This is a genomic window from Micromonospora sp. WMMD1274 (assembly GCF_049179035.1).
GTDB classification, from domain to species: domain Bacteria; phylum Actinomycetota; class Actinomycetes; order Mycobacteriales; family Micromonosporaceae; genus Micromonospora; species Micromonospora tulbaghiae.
The window spans coordinates 6845753-6858280 of record NZ_JBMHMG010000001.1; the positions used below are offsets into that span (position 1 = coordinate 6845753).

Consider the following 12528-nt stretch of genomic DNA (forward strand, 5'->3'; position numbering starts at 1 on the left):
CCCCAGCCGGATGCCGGCCTCTCGTCAGGTCTTACTTGTTCCAGTGCTCGGCGACGATCTCGGCGGCCTGCTTCTCCCACTGCGCGTACGCGTCGGGGTAGGCGCTGACCTGCACGGTCTGCGCGGCCTCGGTCAGCGGCATGTCCTGCCAGCCGTCGACCTGCTTGAGGCCCTTGAGGAACGCCAGCGTCGAGTACTCGGGGTCGGTGATCTGCTCCGGCGTGCCCCAGCCGCTGGACGGCCGCTGCTGGAACAGGCCCAGCGAGTCGTGGTCGTTGCGGTCACCCAGGTGACCCAGGTTCTCCAGCTTCGACTCCTGCAGCGCGGTGGCGATCGAGATGACCGCGGCGCGCTCCGGCAGGCCCGCCTTCTTGGTGGCCGCGATGATGGCCTTGGCGTTGGCGAGCTGCTCGTCGTTCAGGTCCACGTGCGACTGCGCGCCCTGCGGGCTCACGCCCTGGACCGCGACGGCGGCCGGCGTGGTGGTCTCCGCCGCGTGGGCGGCGACCGGACCGGCGAACACGCCACCGGTGAAGGCGAGACCGGCGATACCGAGGATGCTCTTGCGCAGGATCGTGTTCATGATGGGCTCCGTTCGGGGGTCGACGCATCCGGGGGTGGATGCGTGGGCACCGTCAGGCGCTCAAGGGAATCTCGGGGGTCCGGCAGCGCGGGGCGTGCCGGGTGCATCTGCAACGACCGGCGGCCCGGGGTTGTTCCCGCCGGGGGCGCTCGGCGGCGCCGCTCCGGTCGCGCACCGGGTTACAACGCCACCCGCACGCCCCCGATTCCGCCGCCGGGGTGCCGCCCACCACACCGCAACCGGACATCGCGCCCAGCCGCCGTCCTCCCCCGTCGATCTTGGAGTCGTGGCGCCCAGGATGTCCGGGTTCACGAGGTCTGCGAGGTGCCACAGCTCCAAGATCGACGGGATCGGCTACCACGCGAGAACGGCCGGCCCCGGAGGGGCCGGCCGTTCGTCACGGGTGTGGTTTACCAGACCTGCTGGACGATGTCCGCCGCCTGCTCCTCCCACTGCGCGTACGCGTACGGGTAGGCGGACACCTGGACCGTCTGCGCGGCCGTGGTCAGCGGCAGCTCGTGCCAGCCGCCGACGTTCTTCAGCGCGTTGAAGAACGCCTTGCTGGAGTACTCCGGGTCGGTGATCTGCTCGGACGTGCCCCAACCGGACGACGGGCGCTGCTGGAACAGGCCCTCCGAGTCGTGGTCGTTGTACGCGCCGAGGTGACCCAGGTTGTACAGCTTCGACTCCTGGAGCGAGGTCGCGACGCCGATCACGGCGCCCCGCTCCCCCACGCCGGTCTCCTTGGCCGCCTCGACGATTGCCTTGGCGTTGTCGAGCTGCGCGTCGTCGAGCGGGATGCGCGACTGCGCGCCCTCGACGCCGTGCGGCACGAGCTTCTCCTTGGCCGGCCGGTCGGCCCTGGTCGGCACCTTGTCCAGGCCGGTGGTCTGGCCGGGCTTCACGGACTCGGTGGAGGTCTTCTTGCCGGTGGCCAGGTCGATGGCGGCCTTGGCACCGGCATGCGGCCCGCTGGTGACCGGCGCGGCCACGGCGACGGGGCCGACGGCCAGTCCGCCCAGTACGGCCACCCCCGCCACGCTCAGCGCGGCACGGCGGTTACGGGAGACGGCGGCGGTCTTCGCGACGGCGGTCTTCGCGATGGCGGGGAGCCATCGAGTGAAGTGCTGCTTCACGATGGTTGCCCTTTCGATCGTTACGACGCGCTCCGGGGTGAGCGCCCCTCGAGGGACTACCGCCGGGTAGGTGTTTGGGTTCCGGCGGTACGGGGGACACAACGAGGCCGCCCTGTCGGTCATTCCGGAAATGCCGGGCAGGACCGAGGCTGCGGTCCAGGTCACCCGGAATTCCGGGCAGCGGGGCCGCGGCCACCGCAGACCGGGACGATCAGGCCGGAACGCCGAACCGGACCAGCACGTGCCAGAGCTGCTTGAGGTGCTGGAGCGTCACCTCGGCCGGTCCCCGGTCGGCCCAGCGCTGCGGCTCGCGTACCACCGAGGCGGCGGCGCGGCCGACGAGCGCCGCGTGCAGCGGCTCCCCCGGGCGGGCGAACTCGGCGTGCACGCGCGCGGCGAGCGGCGGGATGTCGGGGCCGCGGAACTCGGCGTCCACGCCGTCGACCGGCAGTACGAAGCCGGGATGGAAGCGCAGCGCCAGGCCGTGCCGCCCGGCGATCCCCTCCAGGCGCCGTCCCACGTCGGTGCCGCGAAACGACGGGTCGACCACGAGCGCCTCCACGTCGCGGGCGAGGCTGACCTCGCCGTGCACCTGCGCCTCGATGTAGTCGTCCAGCGCCCGGCCGACCCGCCCGGACTCCCGTTCCCGCCGCCGCAGCAGCGTCCGCAGCAGCGTCCCGGTGTCCGTGCCGGCCACGCCCAGGGCCACGCCGGTCCCGGCGGTGGCGGTCAGCAGCGCCGCGAACACCGGCTCGAAGACGTCGACGGTGCCGAACTCGGTGGGCTCGACGTGGCTGTCACCGAAGCTGAACGTGGCCCGGGCCAGCGCCTCCGGGCGCAGCCGCAGGTGGCAGGACCCGAACCGGGGGCACGCGCCGTCGGCGTGGTCGAGCAGGTTCAGGCCGCCGTACTTCGGGCGCTCCGCGGGGAGCACGCCGGGACGCTGGTACGCGCCGCCGAACATCGCCTGCTCCCAGACGTCCCGGTCGCCGCCCGGGTACGCGGTCAGGCCGCCGTTGGAGACGCCGGTCTCGAACTGGCTGCGGTAGACGCCCTCCTCGTCCAGCGCCTCGACCACTGTGCGGCCGTCGCGCAGCACCCGGTCGGGGTGGAAGTTGAGCGTCAGCCGCCCGTTCCCGGTGATCGCGGCGACGACCTCCTCGTACCGGTAGGTCGTGCCGGAGGCCGCGAGGTGGCGGGCGATGACGGCGAGCGCCGCCGGGCGGTCGCGCAGCGCGACGTCGCGGACGTGGCGCAGCGCGGCGGACTGGGCGTCGGTGAGGACGGCGACGGGCACGGGCCCGAGTATCACCGGACCGGACGTCGCGCGGCCACGCGGTTTCCGCGCCGGCGACAGGCCCGGCCCCGACGCGCGAGCGGGCCCGGACCGGACTGCTCCGGCCGGGCCCGCGCGGGTGTGTCGTCCTCAGTGACCCCGGGCGATCCACTCGTCCAGGTGCGGCGCCTCGGCCCCGATGGTGGTGTCGTCGCCGTGCCCGGTGTGCACCACCGTCTCCGGCGGCAGCGTGAGCAGCCGGGTACGGATCGACTCGACGATGGTGCCGAAGTCGCTGTACGACCGCCCGGTCGCGCCCGGTCCACCGGCGAACAGCGTGTCGCCGGTGAAGACCGCGCCCAGGTCGGGGGCGTAGAGGCTGCACGCGCCGGGGCTGTGACCGGGCGTGTGCAGCACCCGCAGCGTGGTCCCGCCGACGGTGAACGTCTGCCCGTCGGTCAGCTCGCCGTCCGGCGGCGTGTCCGGGTGCACCATGTCCCACAGCACCCGGTCGGCCGGGTGCAGCAACACCGGCGCGCCGGTGGCCCGGGCCAGTTCGGGCGCGACCCGGACGTGGTCGTCGTGGGCGTGGGTGGCGATGATCGCCAGCACCCGCCGGTCACCGATCACCTCGCGGACGGCCGCCACGTCGTGCGGCGCGTCGAGGACGACGCACTCGGCGTCGTCACCGATCACCCAGACGTTGTTGTCCACGTCGAACGTCTGGCCGTCGAGCGAGAACGTGCCGGAGGTGACGGCGTGGTCGACGCGGGCGGTCACGGGAAGACCACCACCGAGCGCAGCACGTCGCCGTGGTGCATCCGGGCGAACGCCTCCTCGACCTGGTCGAGGGCGATCTCCTCGGTGACGAACGCGTCCAGGTCCAGCCGGCCCTGCCGGTACAGCTCGGTCAGCATCGGGAAGTCGCGGCTGGGCAGGCAGTCGCCGTACCAGCTGGACTTGAGCGCGCCGCCGCGGCCGAAGACGTCGGCGAGCGGCAGGTCGACGGTCATCTCCGGGGTCGGCACGCCGACCAGCACGACGGTGCCGGCCAGGTCACGCGCGTAGAACGCCTGCTTCCACGTCTCCGGACGCCCGACCGCGTCGATCACCACGTCGGCGCCGAAGCCGCCGGTGGCCGCGCGGATGGCCTCCACCGCGTCGTCCTCGGAGGCGTTGACGGTGTGGGTGGCGCCGAACTTGCGCGCCCAGTCGAGCTTGCGGGAGTCGGTGTCCACCGCGATGATCGTGGTCGCGCCAGCCAGGGCCGCGCCGGCCACCGCCGCGTCGCCGACGCCGCCGCAGCCGATCACCGCGACCGAGTCGCCCCGGGTCACGTTGCCGGTGTTCATGGCCGCGCCGAGACCGGCCATCACGCCACAGCCCAGCAGGCCGACCGCCGCCGGCCGGGCCGACGGGTCCACCTTCGTGCACTGTCCGGCGTGCACGAGCGTCTTCTCGGCGAACGCGCCGATGCCGAGCGCCGGGGTCAGCTCGGTGCCGTCGGTGAGCGTCATCTTCTGCGTCGCGTTGTGGGTGGCGAAGCAGTACCAGGGGCGGCCGCGCCGGCAGGCCCGGCACTGCCCGCAGACCGCGCGCCAGTTGAGCACCACGAAGTCGCCGGGCGCCACGTCGGTGACGCCGTCGCCGACCTGCTCCACGATGCCGGCGGCCTCGTGGCCGAGCAGGAACGGGTAGTCGTCGTTGATGCCGCCCTCGCGGTAGTGCAGGTCGGTGTGGCAGACGCCGCACGACTGGATGCGGACCACCGCCTCGCCCGGCCCCGGGTCCGGCACCACGATGGTGGTGACCTCCACGGGCGCGCCCTTGCGCCGCGACACGACTCCCCGGACTTCCTGGCTCACGGTGCCTCCTTCGTTACGTGCGTCTGCACCCAGAACCTACCGCTGATCATGACCCGCGAACCAATGAAGCCCGGCGGATTGTCCTGGTCATGACCGGGTACCCGGTGTGCCGGTTCTACCAGGTGGGACGGGAGTGATCATGAGGCTGTCGCATGCGCCGCTGCGGGTCGCCATCGGCGCGTACATCCTGAACTCGGGGCTGGGCAAGCGGGGCCTGGAGGGTGAGGCCGCCGCGGGCATGCACGGCATGGCGGCCGGCGCGATGCCGCAGCTGCGGCAGATTCCGCCGGACCGGTTCGCCGTGCTGCTGTCGCGCGGCGAGGTCGCGCTCGGCGCGGCGCTGCTCGCCCCGTTCGTCCCGTCGCTGCTGGCCGGGGCCGCGCTCACCGCGTTCGGCGCGGGCCTGGTGCAGCTCTACCTGAAGACGCCGGGCATGCGCGAGGGCACCAGCCTGCGGCCGAGCCAGGCGGGCATCGGCCTGGCCAAGGACGTGTGGCTGGTCGGTGCGGGGCTGACCCTGGTGCTCGACTCGCTGGTCCGGCACGGGCGCTGATCCGCCCGAGCCGAAGCCGCGCCGGGCCGCCCGCACATCGCCGGGCCGCCCGCGTACTCAGGCGGGTGCCGCGACCGTCGCGGCGGCCCGCTCGTCGGCGAGCCGGCGGCGCGCGGCGTTGCGGTAGCGCAGCACCTGCGCCGCGCCGAGCGCCCAGAGCAGGAACTGGACGGCGAACGCCCACCGGAACGCGGACAGCGGCGGCGCGTCGTGCCCGGCGGGGGTGGCCAGGTCGAGCACCACGCCGACGGCCAGGATCAGCACGATCGAGGCGGCGAAACCGCCGACGTTGACGATGCCGGTGGCGCTGCCGATGCGGTGCACCGGGTTGAACGAGCGGGCGTAGTCGAACCCGATCATCGACCCGGGACCGTTCACCGCGAGCACCACCACGAGCGCCACCAGCAGCGCGTGCGGAGCCCGGCCGGGCCAGGCGAGCACCACCGCCCACATCCCGGCGGTGGCGGCGGTGATCGCGAAGACCAGCACCGAGCGGTGGAACGGGTAGCGGGCGCACAGGTGCGCGAGCACCGGCCCGCACACGAGCGTCACCATCGTCATCACGGTGAGCAGCCCGGCCGCCGCGGTGGGCGAGAAGCCCTGTCCCTGCACCAGGAACGGGTAGCCCCACAGCAACGCGAACACGGAGCCGGAGAACTGGGTGACGAAGTGCGTCCACAGGCCCAGCCGGGTGCCCGGCTGGGCCCACGCCTCGGCGAGCCGGCGGCGCACGGTGGCCAGGTCGGGCGCGAGCGTGGTGGCATGCTCGGCGTGCGGGGTGTCACGAACCGCGACGAGCACCAGCAGCACCACTGTCGCGCCGAGCGCCGCGGCGGTCAGGAACGCCGGCGTCCAGCCCGCGCGGTGCAGCAGCAGCACCAGGGGTACGGCGCCGAGCACCGCGCCGAGCTGGCCGACGGTGCCGGTGAGCTGCACCAGCAGCGGATTGCGCCGGCCGGGGAACCAGAACGCGACGATGCGCAGCACGCTGATGAACGTCATCGCGTCACCGAGGCCGACGAGCACCCGGGCGGCGACCGCGAGCGGCACGTCCCCGGCGACGGCGAACATGACCTGCCCGGCCACCATCAGCGCGCCACCGGCCAGCAGCAGCCGGCGCGAGCCGTAGCGGTCCAGCAGCACCCCGACCGGGACCTGCATGACGGCGTAGACGGCGAGCTGGGCGACGGAGAACGTGGCGAGCGCGGCGGCGTTGATGTGGAAGCGGTCCGCCGCGTCGACCCCGGTGACGCCGAGCGAGCTGCGGTGGAACACGGCGGTCAGGTACGCGGTCAGCGCCACCGCGTACACCAGGGCGGCGGGCCGGCGAGCCGCGCTCACCGCAGCGTTCCGAGCATCCGCGCGGCGGTGTCGATGTGCGCGGCGACCGCGTCGTGCCACGCCTGCGGGTCGTCGCCGTCGAGCGCGGCGAGCTGCCCGGCGTGCTCGGTGAGGGCGACCTCGGCCCAGCCGGGCGAGAGCCGGAAGCTCGCCTCGCCCATGCGCAGCTGCCGGTCGCGCAGCCGGTGGTACAGCTCGGCCAGGATCTCGTTGCCGGCCGCCTCGACCACGGCGGCGTGGAACGAGCGGTCGGCGGCCATCAAGGCGGTGAGGTCACCGGCGGCGTGCGCGCGGCGCATCTCGTCCAGCCGGCGGGCCAGGTCGGCGCGCAGCTCGGCGCGGCGCGGCCAGACCCGGTCGGCGGCGTGCAGCTCGACCAGGCGGCGGGCCTCGATGACGTCGGCGATCTCCCGGGCCGACACCGGCCGGATCAGCGCGCCGCGCTTCGGGTAGAGCCTGACCAGGCCTTCGGTCTCCAGCCGCAGCAGCGCCTCCCGGACCGGGGTGCGGGACACGCCCGTCGCCTCGGCGATCTCGCCCTCGCTGACGAGCTGGCCGCCCGGGTAGACCTGTTCCAGGATGGCCTGCTTGAGGTGCCGGTACGCCCGCTCGGCGGCGGACGGCGCGACCCGGCTGGGATGCGTCATGTATCTAAGCTTGCTCCCCGGGCCGTCCGGACGGTCCGGCGCGGGCCGGGACAGTGGCGAAGGCCACGGTCAGGCCCACAGCTTGCGCAGCAGCGCCTCCACCTCGGCGGTCCGCTCGATCTGCGGCATGTGCCCGGTGTCGCGGAACAGGTGGCTGCGCGCGTTCGGCAGCCGCGTGCGGGCGTACGCCAGATGCGCGGCGGGCAGGACCAGGTCGCGCTCGCCCCAGACGAGCAGCGTGGGCAGGTCGAGCGCGGCAACCGCGTCGAGCAGGTCGGCGCGCCACTGCGGGCGTACGCCGCGCCAGGTGCCCAGGTCGCGGACCAGCTCCAGCATCACCCGGGCGGCGTGCGGCTGACCGGCCGCGGCCAGCGCGGTGGCGATCCGCTCGTCGGTGACGTACGCCGGGTCGTGGAAGATCGCCCGCTCGGTGCGCCGGGCGATCCTCGGGTGCGGGCGCAGCAGCAGCCGGGCCAGCGGGCGTACCGCCAGCAGCCGCAGCGCCACTGTCACCTCGCGGCCGAAGCCGGCGCTGTTGAGCAGCGCCAGGCTGGCGACGCGCCGCGGCGCGTCGGCGGCCAGGCGCATGGCCACCGCCCCGCCGAGGGAGTTGCCGACCAGGTGCGCCGGGCCGGTCACCCCGGCCGCGTCCAGGAAGCGGGCCACCGCGGCGGCCAGGGCCGGAAGCGTGTGCGGCCCGTCCAGCGGCGCGGAGCCACCGTGCCCGGGCAGGTCCACCGCGAGCACCAGGTGGTCGCGGGCCAGCGCGGTGTGCAGGGCGGTGAAGTCGTCGAGGGTACGGCCGATGCCGTGCAGCAGCACCACGGGCGGCCCGTCGCCGCTGATCCGGCAGCGGGTACGCCGTCCGTCGACGGTGCGCTCGTCGGCCGGGGGCAGGGCGAGCGTCACGCCTGGCGTCCGGGTTCCGCCGCGGCCTCCTCGCCGGACCGCGGAGACGGAACCGGCACTGTGGCGTCGGTCGCGACGGTGGGTGCCTCGGCGGGCGGGACGGCGGGCGGAGCTGTGGGCGCGGCGCCGGGCCGGGCCGGGGGCTGGCGCATGCCCAGGGCCAGCACCCTGCCGTAACCGGCCGGGGCGACGCGGGCGAGCAGGTCGGGCAGTTTCGCCGACCAGCCGATCAGCACCCGGCCGCGGCGTCGCTGCACGCCGCGCAGGATCACCTCGGCGGCGGTCGCCGGGTCGATGGTGAGCAGCTTCTCGAACTGCTTGCGCCCGGCCTCGTACTCGTCGAGGGCCACGCCGCTGCCGACGCGGGCGCTGGCGGCGATCCGGGTGCGGATGCCGCCCGGGTGCACCGAGGTGACGCCGATGCCGTCGTCGACGAGTTCGTGGCGCAGCGCCTCGGTGAAGCCGCGCACGGCGAACTTGCTCGCCGAGTACGCGGCCTGCCCGGCGGGCGCGATCAGCCCGAACAGGCTGGACACGTTCACCAGGTGGGCGCCGGGCTCGGCCTTGAGCGCGGGCAGCAGCGCGTGGGTCAGGCGGACCACCGCCCGGAAGTTGATCTCGATGACCCAGAGGAACTCCTCCAGGGTGACCTGGTCGAAGCGCCCGCCCAGCGCCACGCCGGCGTTGTTGATCAGCAGCCGGATCCGGGGGTGCGCGCGGTGGATCTCGGCGGCGACCCGGTCGGTGGCGTCGGCGTCGGCCAGGTCCACCACGTGGGTCTGGACCCGCCGGTCCGGGTACGCGGCCCGGATCGCGGCGACGGTGGCGGCCAGGCCGTCGGCGTCCCGGTCGAGCAGCACCAGGTCGGCGCCGCGCCGGGCCAGCCCGTGGGCCAGCGCCGCGCCGATGCCGCTCGCGGCGCCGGTGAGCACCGCCGTGCCGCCGGGGAAGACGAGGTCACGCATCGGTTCCTCCGGAGCTGGTCGTGGCGGCCGGGGCGGTGGCGGGCGCGCCGGCGCGGGTGAACCGGACGCCGTCGGTGAGCGGGCCGTGCCGCATCAGGCGTACGTCGCGGGGATAGTTCTGGTGCAGCCGCCACGGCGCCTGCGGTCCCTGCTTGGGGAGCTGGTCGACGGCGCGCAGCACGTACCCGGACTGGAGGTCGATGATCGGCACCAGGTCGTCGGTGTCCGGGGCGAGCGGCGTGACGATCTGCCGGCCGGTGTCGTCGAGGTGGCGCAGCAGCCGGCAGACGTACGTGGCGACGAGGTCGGCCTTGAGCGTCCAGGAGGCGTTCGTGTAGCCGATGGTCATGGCGAAGTTCGGCACGCCGGAGAGCATCATGCCCTTGTAGGCCACAGTCGAGGCGAGGTCGACCTCGGCGCCGTCGACACTCAGGGTCATGCCGCCGAGCGCGAGCAGGTTGAGGCCGGTGGCGGTGACCACGACGTCGGCGGGCAGCTCCTCGCCGGAGGCGAGCCGGATACCCCGCTCGGTGAACGTGTCGATGGTGTCGGTGACCACCGACGCGCGGCCGGCGCTCAGCGCGGCGAACAGGTCGCCGTCCGGCACCACGCAGAGCCGCTGGTCCCAGGGGTTGTAGCGGGGCGAGAAGTGCCTGTCGACGTCGTACCCGGACGGGAGCCGGCCCTTCGCGGCGCGGCGCAGGAACCGCTTCACCACGCCGGGGGCGCGGCGGCTGAGCTGGAAGTTGGCCACGCCGAGCGTGACGTTCTTCCACCGGGCCACCGCGTACGCGGCCTTCGGGGGCAGCCAGCGCCGCGCGGCGTCGGCGAACGGGTCGCGCGAGGGCAGCGCGATGACGTACGTGGGTGAGCGCTGGAGCATGGTGACGTGGGCGGCTCGCTCGGCCATGGCCGGGACCAGGGTGACGGCTGTGGCGCCGCTGCCGATCACCACGACCCGCTTGCCGGTGTAGTCCAGGTGCTCGGGCCAGTGCTGCGGGTGCACGAGCGTGCCGGCGTACCTCTCGACGCCGGGGAACCGCGGCGTGTAGCCCTCGTCGTAGCGGTAGTAGCCGGAGTTGGTGAACAGGAACCCGCAGGTGAGGGTGACGTCCTCGCCGGTGTCGTCGCGGTGGGCGTGCACGGTCCAGCGCGCGGTGGCGCTGTCCCACTCGGCGCGTACGGCCCGGTGGTGGAAGCGGATGTGCCGCTCCACGTCGTACTCGCGGGCGGTCTGGCGCACGTACGCCCGGATGGAGTCGCCGTCGGCGATCGCCTTCGGATCGGTCCACGGCTTGAACGAGTAGCCGAGGGTGTACATGTCGGAGTCGGAGCGGATGCCCGGGTAGCGGAACAGGTCCCAGGTGCCGCCGATGGCGCCCCGGGCCTCCAGCACCGCGTAGGTCTTGCCGGGGCATTCGCGTCCGAGGTGGACGGCGGCGCCGATGCCGGACAGGCCGGCCCCGACGATGAGGACGTCGACGTGGTCTGCGGCCATCGCTTCTCCCGTTCGCACCGGCGGTGGACCGGACACTATCCATCGCCGTCGACCGCAGTCAACACCGTGTCGAGTCGAATCGACACTGTGTCGAGCGGGTGTAGCATCAGCCGACATGACGACCGCCCGTACGCCGACCGGCGCCGCGCCGACGCGCGGGCGGCGGGCCGGCCGGTCCACCGGCGACGAGCGGGAGACCGCGATCCTGGCCACGGCCGAGCGGTTGCTGACCCAGCGCCCGTTTGCCGACATCTCCATCGACGACCTGGCCCGCGGCGCCGGGATCTCCCGGCCCACGTTCTACTTCTACTTCCCGTCCAAGAACGCGGTGCTGCTCACGCTGCTCGACCGCGTCACCGAGGAGGCCGACGCCGCCGCCGGGGGCGTGTTCGAGCGGCTCGCCGAGGATCCGCGCGCCCACTGGCGGGAGCTGATCGCCCGGTTCCACGCCACGTTCGGCGGGCACCGCGACGTGGTGCTGGCCTGCGCCCAGGTGCGCGGCACCAACGCCGAGGTGCGGCGGCTCTGGGCCGAGGTGCTGGAACGCTGGGTCCGCGCGGTGCAGGCCGCGATCGAGGCCGAACGCGCCCGCGGCGCGGCCCCGGACGGGCTGCCCGCCCGGGACCTCGCCATCGCGCTGAACTCGATGAACGAACGCGTCTGGTACGCCACGTTCGCCGGGGACGGCCCGGCGGTGGCCGAGCGGGACGTGGTCGACGTGCTGCTCGACGTGTGGCTGACCGCGATCTACCGGACCACCACGCCGCCGGTCACGCCGCCGCTCACGCCGTCCGGCGGAACTGCATGACCCAGTTGGTCTCCCAGGTGCGCTCGCCGTCGGTGGAGAACGCCTGTTCCCACCGGCAGGAGACCGGGGTGATCGCCGACCAGAGGAACCGGCAGCGCACCGGCCGCCCCTCGTCGGTGTCGTCGGCGTGGAACGCACCGACGCCGTCGGTGAACCGGCCCACCACCGGCGGCTGCTCCAGCACGCCCCGCGCGCTGTGCATCCAGTAGATCGACCACAGCCCGGTCCCCGGGTTCAGGACGCGCACCGAGGAGCCGGCGAAACCCCGGCTCGGGCAGCGCATCTCGTCGAAGCTGCCCGCGCCGTCGAAGAACGAGCGCGCCTCGCTGACACCGGCGAACTCGTCCCAGTCGTCGCCGCCGACGTGGCGCTGCCGCAGACGCCGGTTGGTCACGTCCCAGGTGCCGACGAGGAAGTCGAAGTCGCCCATCAGAACCCCACCGGCCCTTCGGCCCGGGTGTCGGCCAGGTAGCCGGCCAGGTCCGGCCGGTCCGGCGCGAGCACGTGCCGGATCCAGGCGGCGCGCTCGTGTTCCAGCACGCCCAGTTCCCAGACGCATCCGACGCCGGGCCGGGTCAGGTCGACGAAGTGCGCCGGGTCGTCGTCCGGGCAGTCCAGCGCGGGCTGCCCGGCGATCGCGATGCGGCACTCGACCACGTTGTCGAAGAACCAGCTGTACGCCAGCAGGTACGCCCCGGTGTCCGCGCCCCGGTGCAGCACCACCCAGCTCGCCGGCGGGGTGGCGCCGTCCGGGCCGGGCAGCAGCCTCGGAAGGTACGCGTACGCGGCGTCGACCACCCGCGGTTCGAGGCGGCGGTCCGGCTGGTCCATGTGGTAGCGCTTGACGTGCCGGCCGCCGGCCTCGACGGTCCCCGGCACGGTCAGCTCCTTGTCGTGAAAAGCCATGCGAGCACGCTAGGACCGCTTCCCTGACAGCTAGTGTCAGT

The 12528-nt window shown here is 73.9% G+C and carries 14 protein-coding genes; 2 read left to right on the forward strand and 12 right to left on the reverse strand.

Translation table 11 applies throughout. The features are described from left to right. Positions 1-31: 31 nt before the first annotated feature. The 5 genes from ACN27D_RS32375 to ACN27D_RS32395 form a co-directional block, all read right to left on the reverse strand. Positions 32-583: a hypothetical protein gene (locus tag ACN27D_RS32375; RefSeq protein WP_121686419.1), complete on the reverse strand. Its 552-nt coding sequence runs from the start codon at positions 581-583 to the stop codon at positions 32-34. A gap of 410 nt (positions 584-993) precedes the next feature. Beyond that, complete coding sequence (locus ACN27D_RS32380) at positions 994-1719, reverse strand: hypothetical protein (RefSeq protein ID WP_120569828.1); 726 nt, start codon at positions 1717-1719, stop codon at positions 994-996. 211 nt (positions 1720-1930) lie between these two features. Then, positions 1931-3031: a DUF3626 domain-containing protein gene (locus ACN27D_RS32385; RefSeq protein ID WP_421500813.1), complete on the reverse strand. Its 1101-nt coding sequence runs from the start codon at positions 3029-3031 to the stop codon at positions 1931-1933. Between the two features lie 114 nt (positions 3032-3145). Beyond that, positions 3146-3775 (reverse strand): MBL fold metallo-hydrolase, encoded by a 630-nt coding sequence (locus tag ACN27D_RS32390; protein WP_120569826.1) that lies wholly within the window; start codon positions 3773-3775, stop codon positions 3146-3148. Further along, on the reverse strand, positions 3772-4860 hold the full coding sequence (locus tag ACN27D_RS32395; protein WP_421500814.1) for an S-(hydroxymethyl)mycothiol dehydrogenase: 1089 nt from the start codon (positions 4858-4860) through the stop codon (positions 3772-3774). Before ACN27D_RS32395 ends, ACN27D_RS32390 begins: the two co-directional genes overlap by 4 nt. A 139-nt stretch (positions 4861-4999) precedes the next feature. Here ACN27D_RS32395 and ACN27D_RS32400 point away from each other — a divergent pair, with 139 nt between their 5' ends. Then, positions 5000-5413 (forward strand): hypothetical protein, encoded by a 414-nt coding sequence (locus ACN27D_RS32400; protein ID WP_121686242.1) that lies wholly within the window; start codon positions 5000-5002, stop codon positions 5411-5413. Positions 5414-5470: 57 nt separating this feature from the next. Here ACN27D_RS32400 and ACN27D_RS32405 read toward each other — a convergent pair whose 3' ends face one another. The 5 genes from ACN27D_RS32405 to ACN27D_RS32425 all read right to left on the reverse strand — a co-directional run bounded on the left by ACN27D_RS32405 (position 5471) and on the right by ACN27D_RS32425 (position 10773). Further along, the gene (locus ACN27D_RS32405) at positions 5471-6754 is read right to left on the reverse strand and encodes an MFS transporter (RefSeq protein WP_358177469.1); all 1284 of its coding nucleotides are present in this window, start codon (positions 6752-6754) and stop codon (positions 5471-5473) included. Then, positions 6751-7401, reverse strand: a complete 651-nt coding sequence (locus ACN27D_RS32410; protein WP_120569823.1) for a GntR family transcriptional regulator — start codon at positions 7399-7401, stop codon at positions 6751-6753. The genes ACN27D_RS32405 and ACN27D_RS32410 overlap by 4 nt, the downstream gene beginning before the upstream one ends. A gap of 69 nt (positions 7402-7470) precedes the next feature. Continuing rightward, positions 7471-8310 carry an alpha/beta fold hydrolase gene (locus ACN27D_RS32415; protein WP_421500815.1) on the reverse strand — a complete coding sequence of 280 codons (840 nt, stop codon included), beginning with the start codon at positions 8308-8310 and terminating at the stop codon, positions 7471-7473. Then, positions 8307-9275, reverse strand: a complete 969-nt coding sequence (locus tag ACN27D_RS32420) for an SDR family NAD(P)-dependent oxidoreductase (protein WP_421500816.1) — start codon at positions 9273-9275, stop codon at positions 8307-8309. Before ACN27D_RS32420 ends, ACN27D_RS32415 begins: the two co-directional genes overlap by 4 nt. After that, a complete protein-coding gene (locus ACN27D_RS32425; protein ID WP_421500817.1) occupies positions 9268-10773 on the reverse strand; it encodes a flavin-containing monooxygenase in 1506 nt (501 codons plus the stop codon). Before ACN27D_RS32425 ends, ACN27D_RS32420 begins: the two co-directional genes overlap by 8 nt. Positions 10774-10888: 115 nt before the next feature. Between ACN27D_RS32425 and ACN27D_RS32430 the strand changes: the two genes are divergently transcribed. Further along, the gene (locus ACN27D_RS32430; RefSeq protein ID WP_120569819.1) at positions 10889-11581 is read left to right on the forward strand and encodes a TetR/AcrR family transcriptional regulator; all 693 of its coding nucleotides are present in this window, start codon (positions 10889-10891) and stop codon (positions 11579-11581) included. Here the strand turns inward: ACN27D_RS32430 and ACN27D_RS32435 are convergent. Next, on the reverse strand, positions 11556-12011 hold the full coding sequence (locus ACN27D_RS32435) for a hypothetical protein (RefSeq protein WP_421500818.1): 456 nt from the start codon (positions 12009-12011) through the stop codon (positions 11556-11558). The two genes, ACN27D_RS32430 and ACN27D_RS32435, sit on opposite strands and share 26 nt — an antisense overlap. Next, the gene (locus ACN27D_RS32440) at positions 12011-12487 is read right to left on the reverse strand and encodes a hypothetical protein (protein WP_421500819.1); all 477 of its coding nucleotides are present in this window, start codon (positions 12485-12487) and stop codon (positions 12011-12013) included. The genes ACN27D_RS32435 and ACN27D_RS32440 overlap by 1 nt, the downstream gene beginning before the upstream one ends. Positions 12488-12528: the final 41 nt, after the last annotated feature.

What these genes read in the sequence shown, in the direction of transcription:
- ACN27D_RS32435 (WP_421500818.1), bottom strand. Translation starts at nt 12,011, where the DNA reads ATGGGCGACTTCGACTTCCTCGTCGGCACCTGGGACGTGACCAACCGG.
- ACN27D_RS32410 (WP_120569823.1), bottom strand. Translation starts at nt 7,401, where the DNA reads ATGACGCATCCCAGCCGGGTCGCGCCGTCCGCCGCCGAGCGGGCGTAC.
- ACN27D_RS32425 (WP_421500817.1), bottom strand. Translation starts at nt 10,773, where the DNA reads ATGGCCGCAGACCACGTCGACGTCCTCATCGTCGGGGCCGGCCTGTCC.
- ACN27D_RS32420 (WP_421500816.1), bottom strand. Translation starts at nt 9,275, where the DNA reads ATGCGTGACCTCGTCTTCCCCGGCGGCACGGCGGTGCTCACCGGCGCC.
- ACN27D_RS32440 (WP_421500819.1), bottom strand. Translation starts at nt 12,487, where the DNA reads ATGGCTTTTCACGACAAGGAGCTGACCGTGCCGGGGACCGTCGAGGCC.
- ACN27D_RS32375 (WP_121686419.1), bottom strand. Translation starts at nt 583, where the DNA reads ATGAACACGATCCTGCGCAAGAGCATCCTCGGTATCGCCGGTCTCGCC.
- ACN27D_RS32400 (WP_121686242.1), top strand. Translation starts at nt 5,000, where the DNA reads ATGAGGCTGTCGCATGCGCCGCTGCGGGTCGCCATCGGCGCGTACATC.
- ACN27D_RS32430 (WP_120569819.1), top strand. Translation starts at nt 10,889, where the DNA reads ATGACGACCGCCCGTACGCCGACCGGCGCCGCGCCGACGCGCGGGCGG.